Source organism: Buttiauxella sp. JUb87 (assembly GCF_004361975.1).
In the GTDB taxonomy this organism is placed as follows: domain Bacteria; phylum Pseudomonadota; class Gammaproteobacteria; order Enterobacterales; family Enterobacteriaceae; genus Buttiauxella; species Buttiauxella ferragutiae.
Genome location: NZ_SNVY01000001.1, coordinates 1,590,164 through 1,605,331, shown reverse-complemented (window position 1 = coordinate 1,605,331; position 15,168 = coordinate 1,590,164). Strand labels below are relative to the sequence as shown.

At 48.8% G+C, this 15,168-nt stretch carries 13 protein-coding genes; 8 read left to right on the top strand and 5 right to left on the bottom strand.

Going from position 1 to position 15,168, the window contains the following annotated elements; all coding sequences use genetic code 11:
• Positions 1-68: 68 nt before the first annotated feature.
• The 8 genes from EC843_RS07590 to EC843_RS07555 all read left to right on the top strand — a co-directional run bounded on the left by EC843_RS07590 (position 69) and on the right by EC843_RS07555 (position 10,023).
• A complete protein-coding gene (locus EC843_RS07590) occupies positions 69-1,085 on the top strand; it encodes a sulfate ABC transporter substrate-binding protein (protein ID WP_133522000.1) in 1,017 nt (338 codons plus the stop codon).
• Positions 1,085-1,918 carry a sulfate/thiosulfate ABC transporter permease CysT gene (cysT, locus tag EC843_RS07585; protein WP_064544574.1) on the top strand — a complete coding sequence of 278 codons (834 nt, stop codon included), beginning with the start codon at positions 1,085-1,087 and terminating at the stop codon, positions 1,916-1,918. The genes EC843_RS07590 and cysT overlap by 1 nt, the downstream gene beginning before the upstream one ends.
• Positions 1,918-2,793: a sulfate/thiosulfate ABC transporter permease CysW gene (gene cysW, locus EC843_RS07580; protein ID WP_064544576.1), complete on the top strand. Its 876-nt coding sequence runs from the start codon at positions 1,918-1,920 to the stop codon at positions 2,791-2,793. Before cysT ends, cysW begins: the two co-directional genes overlap by 1 nt.
• Entirely contained in the window at positions 2,783-3,883 is a 1,101-nt protein-coding gene (gene cysA / locus EC843_RS07575) for a sulfate/thiosulfate ABC transporter ATP-binding protein CysA (RefSeq protein ID WP_064544579.1), read from the top strand. The genes cysW and cysA overlap by 11 nt, the downstream gene beginning before the upstream one ends.
• 71 nt (positions 3,884-3,954) lie before the next feature.
• Positions 3,955-4,866 (top strand): cysteine synthase CysM, encoded by a 912-nt coding sequence (gene cysM / locus EC843_RS07570; protein WP_133521999.1) that lies wholly within the window; start codon positions 3,955-3,957, stop codon positions 4,864-4,866.
• A gap of 203 nt (positions 4,867-5,069) precedes the next feature.
• On the top strand, positions 5,070-5,927 hold the full coding sequence (locus EC843_RS07565; protein ID WP_064544583.1) for a helix-turn-helix domain-containing protein: 858 nt from the start codon (positions 5,070-5,072) through the stop codon (positions 5,925-5,927).
• Between the two features lie 94 nt (positions 5,928-6,021).
• Positions 6,022-7,326, top strand: a complete 1,305-nt coding sequence (locus EC843_RS07560; RefSeq protein ID WP_133521998.1) for an MFS transporter — start codon at positions 6,022-6,024, stop codon at positions 7,324-7,326.
• 42 nt (positions 7,327-7,368) lie between these two features.
• On the top strand, positions 7,369-10,023 hold the full coding sequence (locus tag EC843_RS07555) for an alpha-L-rhamnosidase (protein WP_133521997.1): 2,655 nt from the start codon (positions 7,369-7,371) through the stop codon (positions 10,021-10,023).
• A gap of 93 nt (positions 10,024-10,116) precedes the next feature.
• Here the strand turns inward: EC843_RS07555 and crr are convergent, their stop codons facing one another.
• The 5 genes from crr to cysZ form a co-directional block, all read right to left on the bottom strand.
• Entirely contained in the window at positions 10,117-10,626 is a 510-nt protein-coding gene (gene crr, locus EC843_RS07550) for a PTS glucose transporter subunit IIA (RefSeq protein ID WP_034459029.1), read from the bottom strand.
• A gap of 40 nt (positions 10,627-10,666) precedes the next feature.
• Entirely contained in the window at positions 10,667-12,394 is a 1,728-nt protein-coding gene (gene ptsI / locus EC843_RS07545; protein WP_064544588.1) for a phosphoenolpyruvate-protein phosphotransferase PtsI, read from the bottom strand.
• Between the two features lie 44 nt (positions 12,395-12,438).
• Positions 12,439-12,696 carry a phosphocarrier protein Hpr gene (gene ptsH / locus EC843_RS07540; RefSeq protein ID WP_034459025.1) on the bottom strand — a complete coding sequence of 86 codons (258 nt, stop codon included), beginning with the start codon at positions 12,694-12,696 and terminating at the stop codon, positions 12,439-12,441.
• A 395-nt stretch (positions 12,697-13,091) separates the two neighbouring features.
• A complete protein-coding gene (gene cysK, locus EC843_RS07530) occupies positions 13,092-14,063 on the bottom strand; it encodes a cysteine synthase A (RefSeq protein WP_064544589.1) in 972 nt (323 codons plus the stop codon).
• 164 nt (positions 14,064-14,227) lie between these two features.
• Positions 14,228-14,989 carry a sulfate transporter CysZ gene (gene cysZ / locus EC843_RS07525; protein ID WP_064544590.1) on the bottom strand — a complete coding sequence of 254 codons (762 nt, stop codon included), beginning with the start codon at positions 14,987-14,989 and terminating at the stop codon, positions 14,228-14,230.
• Positions 14,990-15,168 lie beyond the last annotated feature (179 nt).

Genomic DNA, 15,168 nt, shown 5'->3' with positions numbered 1-15,168 from the left:
TTGACACTCGTTATAAATACACTGGTAACCATAAAGCATGACCGTTACCACAATTATAAGGGTGCCCAATGGCCAATACATCTGTGAAAAAACTCTGGAGTGCGCTTGTTGTTTCTGCATTATTGGCAGGTTCAGCCCATGCTACAGAACTGCTGAACAGCTCTTATGATGTGTCTCGCGAGCTGTTTGCCGCGCTGAATCCGGCCTTCGAAAAACAGTGGGCGCAGGAAAATAGCGGTGACAAGCTGGTGATTAAACAATCTCATGCCGGGTCATCAAAACAGGCGCTGGCGATTTTGCAGGGTTTAAAAGCAGACGTTGTAACTTATAACCAGGTTTCAGATGTGCAGATCCTGCATGACAAAGGCAACCTGATCCCAGCCGACTGGCAGACCCGTTTGCCAAACAACAGCTCGCCTTTCTACTCCACCATGGCATTCCTGGTGCGCAAAGGTAACCCAAAAAACATCCACGACTGGAGCGATTTGGTTCGCCCGGACGTGAAGCTGATTTTCCCTAATCCAAAAACTTCCGGTAACGCGCGTTACACCTGGTTAGGCGCGTGGGGTGCGGCGAACAAAGCGGGCGGTGGCGATAAAGCCAAAACCGAACAGTACATGACGCAGTTCCTGAAAAACGTTGAAGTGTTTGATACCGGCGGCCGTGGCGCAACCACCACTTTTGTTGAGCGTGGTTTGGGTGACGTGCTGATTAGCTTTGAATCTGAAGTGAATAACATCAGTAAGCAATACGAAAAAGACGGCTACGAAGTGATCGTCCCAAAGGTCAATATTCTGGCTGAATTCCCGGTGGCGTGGGTGGATAAAAACGTTAAAGCCAACGGCACTGAAAAAGCCGCCAAAGAGTATCTGAACTTCTTGTACAGCCCGGCGGCGCAAATCATCATCACGGATTATTACTACCGCGTGAATAACCCGGAAGTGATGGCGAAGCTGAAAGATAAATTCCCGCAGACCGAGCTATTCCGCGTGGAAGATGAATTCGGCGGCTGGCCTGAAGCGATGAAAACCCATTTTGCCAGCGGCGGTGAGTTCGACAAGCTGCTCGGAAAGGGGCGTGAGTAATGTTTGCTGTTGCCTCCAAACGGGTGCTGCCAGGCTTTACCTTAAGTCTCGGCACCAGTTTGCTGTTCGTTTGCCTGATTTTACTGCTGCCGCTCAGCGCGCTGGTAATGCAACTCTCTGAGATGACGCTGGCGCAGTATTGGGAAGTGATTACCAACCCGCAGGTGGTTGCCGCTTATAAAGTGACGCTGCTGTCAGCGGGCGTGGCTTCCATCTTCAACGGTTTCTTCGGCATGCTGATGGCGTGGATTTTAACGCGCTACCAGTTTCCAGGCCGCAGTCTGCTGGATGCGTTAATGGATTTGCCGTTTGCCTTGCCAACGGCGGTGGCGGGTTTAACCCTTGCGGGGCTGTTTTCGGTCAATGGCTGGTACGGCGAATGGCTGGCGCAGTTCGGCATTAAAGTGACTTATACTTGGCTGGGCATTGCCGTTGCGATGGCGTTTACCAGTATCCCGTTTGTGGTACGCACCATTCAGCCAGTGCTTGAAGAACTGGGGCCTGAATATGAAGAAGCGGCTGAAACCCTGGGTGCAACGCGCTGGCAGAGTTTCCGTCGCGTGATTTTACCCGAGCTTTCACCGGCACTGATGGCGGGTGTTGCGCTGTCGTTCACGCGCAGCCTTGGCGAATTCGGCGCGGTTATTTTCATCGCCGGTAACATCGCCTGGAAAACCGAAGTGACATCGCTGATGATTTTCGTGCGTTTGCAGGAGTTCGATTACCCGGCAGCCAGCGCGATTGCTTCGGTGATTCTGGCCGCTTCACTGCTGTTGCTGTTCACCATTAACACGTTGCAAAGTCGCTTTGGTCGGCGCGTGGTAGGTCACTGATGACGGACGTAACTGAATTGAAAAGCTATCGCCGCACCGGTTTTAACTGGGGAAAATGGACGCTGATTGGTCTCGGCGTACTGATTTCGTTTTTACTGCTGGTGGTGCCGGTGGCGTCTATTTTTGCGCAGGCTTTCTCGAAAGGGTTGATGCCTGCGCTGCAAAATATTGTTGACCCGGACATGCTACACGCCATCTGGCTGACGGTGATGATTGCGTTGATTACCGTGCCGGTGAATCTGGTGTTCGGTATTTTGCTGGCCTGGCTGGTGACGCGTTTTGATTTCCCTGGCCGCCAGTTATTACTGACGCTGCTGGATATTCCATTTGCGGTTTCGCCTGTTGTTGCAGGCCTGATTTATCTGCTGTTTTACGGCTCCAACGGCCCGCTTGCTGGCTTTATGGATGCGCATAATATTCAGATTATGTTCGCCTGGCCGGGCATGGTATTGGTGACGATTTTTGTCACTTGCCCGTTTGTGGTGCGTGAACTGGTGCCGGTGATGTTAAGCCAGGGCAGCCAGGAAGATGAAGCGGCTATTTTGCTTGGCGCATCCGGTTGGCAAATGTTCAGACGCGTCACGTTACCGAATATCCGCTGGGCGCTACTTTACGGCGTGGTGTTAACCAACGCCCGCGCCATTGGCGAGTTTGGTGCCGTGTCGGTGGTTTCCGGTTCTATTCGTGGTGAGACTTTCTCGCTGCCGTTACAGATTGAATTGCTACAGCAGGATTACAACACCGTCGGCTCGTTTACTGCCGCCGCGTTATTGACCCTGATGGCTATCGTTACGTTGTTCTTAAAGAGTGCGGTGCAGTGGCGTTTGAATAGCCAGGAAAAACGCCTGCAACAGGAGGGGAATCATGAGCATTGATATTACCAATATTAAGAAATCTTTTGGTCGCACCCAGGTGCTGAACGATATCACGCTTGATATCCCTTCGGGTCAAATGGTAGCGCTGTTGGGGCCGTCTGGCTCCGGTAAAACCACGCTGCTGCGTATTATCGCCGGGCTTGAGCACCAGAACAGCGGGCGCATTAGTTTCCATGGCACCGATGTGAGCCGCATTCATGCGCGTGAGCGTAAAGTGGGCTTTGTCTTCCAGCATTACGCGCTGTTTCGCCACATGAACGTGTTCGACAACATCGCTTTTGGTCTGACGGTTTTGCCACGCCGTGAGCGTCCTTCAGCCGCGGTTATCAAACAGAAAGTGACGCGTTTGCTGGAAATGGTGCAGTTAGCCCATCTGGCGGATCGTTTCCCGGCACAGCTTTCCGGAGGGCAGAAACAGCGTGTGGCACTGGCGCGTGCGCTGGCGGTTGAACCGCAAATTCTGCTGCTTGATGAGCCGTTTGGCGCGTTGGATGCGCAGGTGCGTAAAGAGTTACGCCGCTGGTTGCGCCAGCTGCATGAAGAGCTGAAATTCACCAGCGTCTTCGTCACCCACGATCAGGAAGAAGCGATGGAAGTCGCCGATCGCGTGGTAGTGATGAGCCAGGGGAATATCGAACAGGTTGATACACCGGAAGCGGTATGGCGTGAACCTGCGACTCGCTTCGTGCTGGAATTCCTCGGTGAAGTGAATCGCATGAAAGGCACCATTCGCGGCAGCCAGTTCCATGTTGGTGCGCACCGCTGGCCGCTTGGATTTACGCCTGCTTATCAGGGCGCGGTGGATTTGTTCTTACGCCCGTGGGAAGTAGACGTTAGCCGCCGTACTAATCTGGATTCACCGCTGCCGGTGCAGGTGCTGGAAATCAGCCCGCGTGGGCATTACATGCAGTTGGTGGTTCAGCCACTGGGCTGGTACGACGAACCGTTAACCGTGGTTTTGCGTGAAAACCATGTTCCGGTGCGCGGCGAACGTCTGTTCGTTGGCCTGCAACATGCACGTTTGTATGAAGGGAAGAATCGAATCCAGCGCGTTTTTAATGACCAGGTAGACCTGGCGCAGACTGCCTGATAAGTTTACCGCACAACACGACACGCAAAGGCGGCCCACGTGGCCGCTTTTCTTATTTTTTGGACAGGCAAGTGAACACCTTAGAAAGCACAATTGGCAATACGCCTCTGGTTAAATTACAACGCACTGGCCTTGATAATGGCAGTGAAATTTGGGTCAAGCTTGAAGGCAATAATCCGGCAGGTTCGGTAAAAGACCGAGCGGCACTCTCGATGATTGTGCGCGCTGAAGCTCGCGGTGAAATCGCGCCTGGAGATACGCTCATAGAAGCGACAAGCGGGAATACCGGAATTGCGCTGGCGATGATTGCTGCCCTGAAAGGCTACCGCATGAAACTGTTGATGCCGGACAACATGAGTATGGAACGCAAAGCGGCGATGCAGGCTTATGGTGCCGAGTTGATTCTGGTGACCAAAGAGCAGGGCATGGAAGGCGCGCGCGAACTGGCGCGTTTGATGGATGAGCGTGGTGAGGGCAAAGTTCTCGACCAGTTCAATAATCCCGATAATCCTTATGCGCACTACAGCACCACCGGGCCAGAAATCTGGAACCAGACGCAAGGGCGAATCACACACTTCGTTTCCAGCATGGGAACCACCGGCACAGTTACCGGTGTCAGCCAGTTTATGCGTGAGCAAGAAAAACCGGTCAAAATTGTTGGCCTCCAGCCGGAAGATGGCAGCAGCATTCCGGGGATCCGCCGCTGGCCTGAAGAGTGGCTACCGAAGATTTTCAATTCCAGCCTGGTTGATGAGGTGATGGATATGTCACAAGTCGAAGCCGAGCGAACCATGCGAAAACTTGCGCGTGAAGAGGGGATTTTCTGCGGTGTGAGTTCTGGCGGTGCAGTTGCTGGCGCGATGCGTGTAGCGCAGGCAAACCCTGGTTCTGTGGTGGTGGCAATTATCTGCGATCGTGGCGACCGCTATTTATCAACCGGCGTTTTTGGCGAAGAGAGTTATTCGCAAGGTTCCGGCATCTAAGTTCAAAATGGTTTTGTAGATAACGCTCTGCAAAACCTTTTCCCCTCGCAGTTATCCTCCCGATGCTGAGTTAATCGGCAAAAATGATAGTAATGTCACGGCGACTTACGCTGTAGTGCCATTTCACTATAATGACTTGTCATTAATATTAAGCTCTAATATCTCTATCACCACGATGTAATAAATAATTGGCAGGTGAATAGATGGAAATTAAACAACCAGAGGACTTTTTTCTCTCACAGGCACACGCTTTCTGTTTATTCATGTTGAATAATCAGGAGGTGGCGGATGTTCATGGTCATGATTTTGATGAGCTGGTTATTGTTCGCGGTGGTAGTGGTTTTCATATTATTAATGATCAGGTGGAGTTGGTTTATGCGGGAGACTTCTTTTTTGTTTCTGCAAATGACACGCACTACTACGAGTCGACCAATAATCTTTCTTTGATTAATCTTCTGTTTCATAAAGACCGGCATTTTAGTTTTATACATAATATTGATGTATTGCTTGATGTAGTAAGGGAAAGTATCCGTCCTCCATCGAGAGAGTTTCTCTCTTTAACCGAAAGTGAACTGGATAAAATCGTATTGTTAACCGATGGGGTCACGGCGAGGCGTGATGATCCTTTTGATGCGATTTACTTCTCGACAACAGAGGCGGTTATTCTGGAAATAATTTCTTTGTTGTGCCGTTGCATTGCGCGCAAAGGTGAAAGAAATCGAAGCATAGAGAATAGCGGACAAAAAATTATTAATTATGTGCGGCAAAATTACGCGAAGAACATTAACTGGAGCAATCTATGTGATGAGTGTGGCATGGCTAAACGCACGATGTTTCGTTTTTTTAAACAGATCACAGGTACCACGCCTGAGAAATTTCAGCAAATTTGTTGCCTGTTAAAAGCTCAGGAACTGTTACGCACGACTGACTGGCCAATAAGAGATGTTGCCTTATTTTGTGGATATGTTAATGCCTCTCGATTGACTGATGTTTATAAGAAGAGATTTTCCCGCACCCCTACACAAGAAAGACATCTAAGTTTTTCAATAGCAGAGTCATAAATATCATTGTATTAATCCTTTATACGAATGTGTTTTTATTTTCATGGGAAGAAGTAACACATGATGTAAGTCATAATTTAATGGAGTAAATAATATGGGCAAATTGAAAGTAACTAACCCCTGGTATGTTGGGGTGGTTTCAGGGATGGCTTCTTATATCGACTCGGCCGCTATAGTTTCCAATGGTACCGCTTTAGTTATTTATCAGAAGGCTATTGGTATTACTTCTGCTGATATCGGTGTCCTTTCAGGCGTGTTAACGCTATGTATTGCTATCGGGGCATTTTTAGGTGGCAGGCTGGGGGATCGCCTTGGCAGGCGCAAAGTGTTTATTGCCACCATGGCAATGATTGTTCTGGGGTCGCTGATGTTGGCATTCGGTGAAGTCTTTGTCGTGTTGCTGGCTGGGACAATGTTTGTTGGTCTGGCGACAGGTGCCGATTTACCGGTTTCTTTAGCAACCATTGCAGAGGCTGCCAACGATAACAACCGCGGCAAGATAATCGGCTTATCCAATCTTCTTTGGCTGGTGGGCATCAGTACCACGATGGGAGTTTCAGCCGTTGTTGGGGGTTGGGGGCAATTGGGGGCACAAATTATGTATCTCCATGTCGGTATTGTCGCCGCCGTATTACTGCTGTTGCGTTGGACTATTCCTGAATCACCGATGTGGCTGGTTGCTCGTGATGAGAACCGTCGAGGTGCGACAACCGTTCGCGCACAAAAGTCATCGTTTAAAGATTTGCTGCATGGGAAGTACTTATGGCCGTTTGTCGCATTATGCTTTTTTTATACGCTGGTCAATCTGGCGGCAAATACCGGTGGGCAATTCGGGACTTATGTCGCGGTGAATGTGGTTGGTATTACGGTTGAAGAAAATTCTCTCTGGAACCTGTTGTTAATGCCGGTGGGCGTGTTGTCCGGTTTGTTATTTATGAAGATGGTCGATACCTCAAAAAGGATGCTGGTGTTTATTATTGGCGCATTCTTTTTTGCCGGTGGTTTCTTGATGCCGGTGTTGCTTAATTTCTCTCAGTTATCATGGTTCTGCTTCCTTTTATTTACGGCTACCGGTAGCGGTATGGCTTTTGAAGGAATTATGAAAGTATGGTCGCAAGAGTCATTCCCGACCATGTTACGTTCAACGGCGCAGGGCGCGATTGTGGGTGTCGCTCGTTTATCATGTGCTTTATTAGCTTTTGTCACACCGGTATTACTCGATGCCGGACCGGTGGCGTTGTACACCATTCTGACTTCGATTGTTGCATTAGGCATGTTTATAGGCTGGTTGTGTTTCCATCGCCAACAACGTAATGAATTCTCCAGCGAAGGAGAAATGATTACCGAGAAACAGATTACAGCATCGACCTTGCCCGTAGAGGCCATTCAGACAAAATAATTATCTCGTATAAATATTCAGTAATCTAAGGAGCATATCATTATGCTATCAGTAAAAAAGATCACGCTTGACTATGAATTGTCTTTATCGGGAGTCGATAACTTTCCGGTTATCGGTTGGGAAATTGCCAGTGATCAACAGAGTGTTAAGCAAATTTGCTATCAGTTACAGGTTAGTCATGATAAATATTTCGACGTTATTTTATTTGATAGTGGATTGATAAATAGTGATGCTTCGGCGAATGTTAATATTAATGACATTTTGCTGCATCCTTCAACGCGTTATTTTGTACGGGTGAGAATTAACGATAACCACGGAGAGGAAAGCCCGTGGAGTGCAGTCGCTGAGTTTATTACCGGGATGATGGATACCCCGTGGTCAGGTGATTTTATTTCTGCTGAGAATTCCGCTGATAAAGATAATTCTAAAGTCACATTAGTGAGAAAACCATTTTCACTCAATAAAGGCAGTGCAGTTGCTTCTGCTTATTTACATGTCTCCGCATTAGGGCTTTATCAGTTCTATCTCAATGGTCAAAAAGTCGGTGATGATGTGCTGACGCCAGGCTGGACTAGCTATCATCACCATCTGCTTTATCAAACTTATGATTTGAGTGAGCAACTCCAGCGTGACGATAACGTTATTGGCGCGGAGCTAGCGGCGGGCTGGTTTAAAGGCGATATGGGTTTTACCCGTGACAGAAATTATTATGGTGAACAAACCGCACTGATCTGCCAGTTAGTCATTCACTACCTGGATGGAACCCAGCAGATTGTCGTGACAGATGATTCCTGGTATGGGGAAGATTCACCAATTCTGTTCTCGGAAATCTATGACGGTGAAATTTGCGACGCAAGCCTTGAGCGGGAAGGCTGGAATAATACCGGTTATGATGCCTCTTACTGGCGGCCTGTCAGCCTTATTCCTTATGATAAAAAAGTGCTTACCGCGCAGAGTGCCTGCAAGGTGGAAAAAATATCTGCACTTGAGCCGGTTGCCATTATCACTACTGCGCAAGGCGATACGGTTATCGACTTTGGGCAAAATCTCAGTGGCTGGGTCGAATTTAAAGTGAGTGGCAAGCTCGGTGACAAAGTTATCTTGCGCCATTTCGAGACATTGGATGCTGAGGGCAATGTCTATCTGGATAATCTGCGTTCTGCGAAACAGCGCGTGGAGTATGTGTTAAAAGGCGATGCGGAGGAGGTCTATCATCCTCAGTTTACTTACCAGGGGTTCCGTTACGTTAAAGTCGAAAGCTACCCTGGCAAGATATTGCCTGAGAATTTCAGAGCGCTGGTACTCCATTCTGACATGGCACATACCGGGCATTTCAACTGCTCAAATGAAGACTTAAACCAGCTACACCACAATATTTTGTGGGGATTAAAAGGCAATTTTGTTGATGTCCCAACCGACTGCCCGCAGCGTGATGAACGGCTGGGGTGGACCGGTGATGCGCAGATATTTTGCCGTACTGCCAGCTATCTGATGCACACGCGTAACTTCTTCGCTAAATGGCTCAGGGATCTGAGACATGACCAGACGCCAGAAGGCGGCGTACCGCATGTGGTACCTGATATCCTCACCGGGCATTGCGCGAATGATATCAACCTGGCCGCAGGTGGGACGCACTCTGCGGCGGCATGGGCGGATGCTGCGGTGATTAATCCGTGGACGATGTACCTGATGTACGGCGACACGCGGATTCTGGAAAACCAGTATCAGAGCATGAAAGGCTGGGTGGATTTCATGCTTACTCATTCAGAGAACCTGATATGGCGCTATAAATTGCAATTTGGCGATTGGGTGGCGCTGGATGCCAAAGAAGGGAGCTATTTTGGCGCGACGCCGACGGACCTTGTCTGCACGGCCTATTTTGCCCATTCAACCGAGTTATTCAGCCGGGCTGCCAAAGCGTTGAATCGAACAGAAGATTTTGAGCGCTACAGTGCCTTGCACCAGCAAATCGTCCAGCGTTTTCAGGATGAATTTTTCACGCCATCAGGCAGGCTGGCGGCGAGAACCCAGACTGCGCATATTCTGGCGCTCTATTTTAACCTGGTGCCGGAACCGTTCCGCGAACGAACGGTGAATACGCTGGTTGAACTGCTGCGTGAACATGATGGGCATTTGGTGACGGGTTTTGTCGGGACACCTTATTTTTGCCATGCACTAAGCCAGAATGGGCGAGAAAAAGAGGCGTGGGAGCTGTTGCTAAAAGAGGATTTCCCTTCCTGGTTATATCAAGTAAAAGCTGGGGCGACGACCATTTGGGAGCACTGGGATGGCCTGAAACCCGATGGCACAATGTGGAGCGCAGATATGAACTCGTTTAACCATTACGCGTATGGCGCGGTGGGGGAGTGGCTATATCGCTCTGTAGCGGGGATTGAGGCTGACGCCGATGAGCCGGGCTTTAAGCATGTGATTATCGAGCCGACTATCGGTGGTGGTTTATCTTTTGTTGATGCGAGTTATCAGTCCATCTATGGCGAAATCGCCGTGAGCTGGAAGGTACTGGATGAAAGAGTGACGCTAAATGTTACGGTGCCGCATAACACGCATGCCACCATCAAACTTTCGAGCCTGGGAGAACTGCTTTCAGCTCAGGACGTGGACTTCAAACAGCAGGGAACCAGCGGGGTTGCCAACGTAGGATCGGGGAATTACACAGTCGAATATCTGCGCGCATAGAATCGAATTAGCGACAGACGAAAAAAAACCGGGAATGCTGACATTCCCGGTTTTTTTCTTTAGATACAGGACGGTTAATCCTGTATCTAATAATTACTTCTTGATGCGGATTACCGGGGTTTCGCCCACAGTCACGCTACCAGTCAGTTTGATCAGCTCTTTGATTTCGTCCATGTTGGAGATAACAACTGGAGTCAGGGTAGACTTCGCTTTCTCTTCCAGCAGGGCCAAATCGAACTCGATAACTACGTCGCCTTTCTTAACACGCTGGCCTTCTTCTGCGATACGCTTGAAGCCTTCGCCTTTCAGTTCAACAGTATCGATACCGAAGTGAACGAACAGCTCAATGCCGCTATCGGATTCGATAGAGAAAGCATGGTTAGTTTCGAAGATTTTACCGATGGTGCCGTCAACCGGAGCAACCATTTTGTTGCCAGTCGGTTTAATTGCAATGCCATCACCAACGATCTTCTCGGCGAACACCACATCTGGAACATCTTCAATATTGACGATTTCGCCAGAAAGTGGGGCAACAATCTCAATGGTTCCGGTGTCTTTTTTATCATCAGAAACCAGAGATTTCAGTTTATCAAACAAACCCATGATCTTCTCCTAAGCAGTAAATTGGGCCGCATCCGGTGGATTAGCAGATTGTTTTTTCTTCAATGAACTTGTTAACCAGCATCATTAACTCGTCCGTTGTCGGTTGAGCAAGAGCTTGCTCTGCTAACACCTTCGCATCTTCGAAGTTCGTGTTACGAATAATCTTCTTAATGCGCGGGATAGAAATGGCACTCATACTAAATTCGTCCAGACCCATACCCAGCAACAGAAGTGTAGCACGTTCGTCGCCTGCAAGCTCACCACACATACCGGTCCATTTACCTTCTGCATGAGAAGCATCAATAACTTGCTTAATCAGAGTCAGTACGGACGGTGACATTGGCTGGTAAAGATGTGAAATCATATCATTACCACGGTCAACTGCCAGGGTGTACTGAGTTAAATCATTGGTACCGATACTAAAGAAGTCGACTTCTTTTGCCAGATGGCGAGCAATCGTGGCCGCAGCCGGAGTCTCAACCATCACACCGACTTCAATAGTTTCGTCAAACGCTTTGCCTTCTTCACGCAGCTGCGCCTTCATGATTTCAATCTCAGCTTTCAGTGCACGCACTTCTTCAACAGAGATAATCATTGGGAACATGATGCGCAATTTACCGAAAGCGGAAGCACGCAGGATAGCGCGTACCTGGTCATGCAGGATCTCTTTACGATCCATTGCGATACGCACAGCACGCCAGCCCAGGAACGGGTTTTCTTCTTTCGGGAAGTTCATGTACGGCAGCTCTTTGTCGCCACCGATATCCATGGTACGTACGATAACTGCTTGCGAGCCACAGGCTTCAGCAACAGCTTTGTACGCCGCGAACTGCTCATCTTCAGTTGGCAGTGAATCACGGTCCATGAACAGGAATTCTGTACGATACAGACCTACACCTTCTGCACCATTGCGCTCAGCACCGTCGACATCACGAACAGTACCGATGTTTGCGCATACTTCTACCTGATGACCATCGAGAGTGATTGCTGGCAGGTCTTTCAGTTTTGCCAGTTCAGCTTTCTCAGAAGCTTCTTGCTGCTGTACAGCGCGCAGGGCTTCGATCTCGTCGTTGGTTGGGTTAACGTAAACTTTATTGTTAACAGCATCGAGGATCAGGTAATCGCCGTTCTTCACCTGGCTGGTCACGCTACCGGTACCGACGATCGCTGGCAGTTCAAGAGAACGCGCCATGATGGAGGTATGGGAAGTACGGCCGCCGATATCGGTGATGAAACCCAGCACCTTTTGCAGGTTCAGCTGTGCAGTTTCAGACGGAGTCAAATCTTTAGCCACCAGGATAACTTCATCCTGAATAGAGCTAAGGTCGATAATTGCCAGACCGAGGATATTGCGCAGTAGACGCTTACCGATATCGCGTACGTCAGCCGCACGTTCTTTCAGGTATTCATCGTCTAGCTCTTCCAGCGCGACCGCCTGGCCTTCGATAATTTCGTGAGCCGCTGCATCAGCTGTCACTAATTTATCTTTGATGAGGGCTATGATTTCCTGCTCAAGCTCTTCGTCTTCCAGCAACATAATGTGCCCTTCGAAGATAGCTTCCTTTTCTTCACCGAAGGTCTCGCCAGCTTTAATTTTGATCGTTTCCAGCTGTGCTGACGCTTTCGCGCGCCCGCTTAAGAAACGTTCAACTTCCTGCGCAACTTTGTCGGCAGAAATTTTCTTCCGGTCGATGACAATTTCATCTTCCTTCAGCAAAAGTGCCTTGCCGAAAGCGATACCCGGGGATGCTAAAATGCCTGAAATCATAACCCTACCTTACTTGTGACTGATATTTACGAAGAACCCAGAACTTACTCGAGTTCAGCCATCAGTTTTACCAGATGCTCAACTGCTTTCTGATCATCTTCACCTTCAGCGGAGATGGTCACTACAGTCCCTTGAGTCAGGCCCAGAGTTTGCAGTTTGAACAGGCTTTTGGCGCTTGCGCTTTTGCCGTTGGAGGTCACAGTGATCTCAGAAGTGAAGCCTTTAGCTTCTTTAACAAACTGAGCAGCAGGGCGGGTATGCAGACCGTTTGGAGCGGTAATGGTAACTTCTTGCTGGAACATTGTATTTCCCCAACTTATAGGTTTTGTGTTGTGGAACTAAAGTCTAGCCTGGTGGCAAAACTTTAGCCTGTATAGTTAGCGTCGACGTTAACTGAAGACTTTACGCGACACAGGATGCTTTCGGGAACCACGAAATGTGCTCTGACATTTACCATGCGCTTCGCGGCTCGCTCGTCATTAATCATTATGCCGTGAAATGTGATTTTGCACCAAATCGATAAATCGATTCAGCAGACGTATCTCACACTTCGATTAATTTCGCGCATCAAAATAATTTGCTGGATAGATACCAGACCTGAAAGGGTGACGCAATGCCAGGGTAGCTAAAAGTTTGACGGATGCCACAAAAAAGCACCCATTTGGGTGCTTTTTTACTCAAACCTACCTGGTTGGCATCACTGTTGCAGTTCTTTTTCAGTGAAAAGATCGGCAAACAGGGCGGTACTCAGATAACGCTCCCCGGAGGATGGCAGTATAACCACAATATTTTTATTGGTAAATGCTTCATCTTCCTGAAGTTTTAATGCTGCAGCCACTGCCGCACCGGATGAAATCCCAGCAAGTATGCCTTCTTCTTCCATCAGACGGCGCGCAGTAGAAATAGCTTCGTCGTTAGTGATGGCGATAACTTTGTCGATCAGTTTGAGGTCGAGGTTGCCAGGAATGAAGCCTGCACCAATACCCTGAATTTTGTGCGGCCCAGGTTTGATTTCTTCACCTGCTAACGCCTGAGCAATGACTGGAGAATCCGTTGGCTCAACGGCCACGCTTATCAGATCCGTTTTGCCTTTGGTGTTTTTGATATAGCGGCTCACGCCGGTCAGCGTACCGCCAGTACCGACGCCGGCAATGAAGACATCGACTTCACCGTCAGTATCTTCCCAGATTTCTGGGCCTGTGGTTTTTTCGTGGATTTCTGGGTTGGCCGGGTTACTGAACTGCTGCAACAACAGGAATTTTTCTGGATCGCTGGCAACGATTTCTTCAGCTTTCTGAATTGCACCTTTCATGCCTTTCGCGCCTTCAGTTAGTACCAGATTAGCGCCAAGTGCTTTCAACAGTTTACGACGTTCAATACTCATGGTTTCAGGCATGGTTAGCGTTAACTTGTAGCCACGCGCTGCAGCAACGTAAGCCAGGGCGATACCTGTGTTACCACTGGTAGGCTCAACTAACTCGACTCCCGGCTTGAGTACACCGCGTTTCTCGGCATCCCAAATCATATTGGCTCCGATACGGCATTTGACGCTAAAGCTCGGGTTGCGGGACTCTACCTTTGCCAGGATGCGTCCATTACCGATACGGTTCAGGCGAACCAGCGGCGTATGACCGATTGTCAGAGAGTTGTCTTCATAGATCTTGCTCATAGCCTGTCCTTTAACTGTATGAAATTTGGGAAACCTCTTCAGCATACCTGCTTAGAAGTTATGCGGAAGTAAAGAAATCGTATATCTATATGTAGAAGGGTAATAAGCTGTAGCAAGAAGGAATAACAAGGAATAAGGAGCGGTAGAAACCGCTCCAGAAAAAACTACTTCCACATGGCGTGTTTTGGGCGATAACAATCAACCCACATCGCGGTCGCGCCGCAGACCGCAACCGGCATGATGACCAGGTTCAGGAAAGGAATCAGTGTGAACAGACTGATCAGCGAACCAAACTGCATGTTAATACCTTTCTTCTCACGCAACGAAATGCGCATCTCCTTGAATGGCACTTTATGGTTATCAAACGGATAGTCGCAATACTGGATAGCTAGCATCCAGGCGCTAAATAAGAACCATAAAACGGGTGCAACAGTTTGGCCGATGCCCGGTATGAAGTAGAGCACCAGCAGCACCAAAGCACGCGGTAAATACCAGGACAGCTTCTGCCATTCGCGTTTCATAATCCGTGGGACATCTTTCATGATGCCCAACACGCCGGTATCTGGCGGGGTGCTCCCTGTCAGACGCGCTTCAAGTTGCTCTGCCAGCAATCCGTTGAATGGTGCGGCAATCACGTTCGCAATGGTCGAGAAGAAATAACCAAATACCAACAGGATAGAGACCACTGCCACTGGCCAAATCAAATAGCTTAACCACTGCAACCAGTCTGGAACGTATGAAAGTAGGGTTGGAACCCACACATCCAGGCGTGAAAATAGCCACCAGAATGCGCCACCCATCAGTAAAATATTGACCAATAGCGGCATGAGCACGAAACGTTTGATTCCAGGCTCACGGACCAACTTCCAGCCCTGCGAAAAATAATAAACGCCACTGCGTGGCACGCTTCCTGATGGTGAAACCATAATCTGAACGAACTCCTTTTTGGGCTTTGCTTTGACATGCATATCCATCATAACTGAGTGTCAGCAGAAAAACTTATTAGGAAATGGTCGAAAAAACAGCAAAAAGTCGATTTCAGTCCATCTTTATGCTGAGAAAACTCTGTGCGGACTTGCACTTGAGCAGATGGGCAAATACTCTT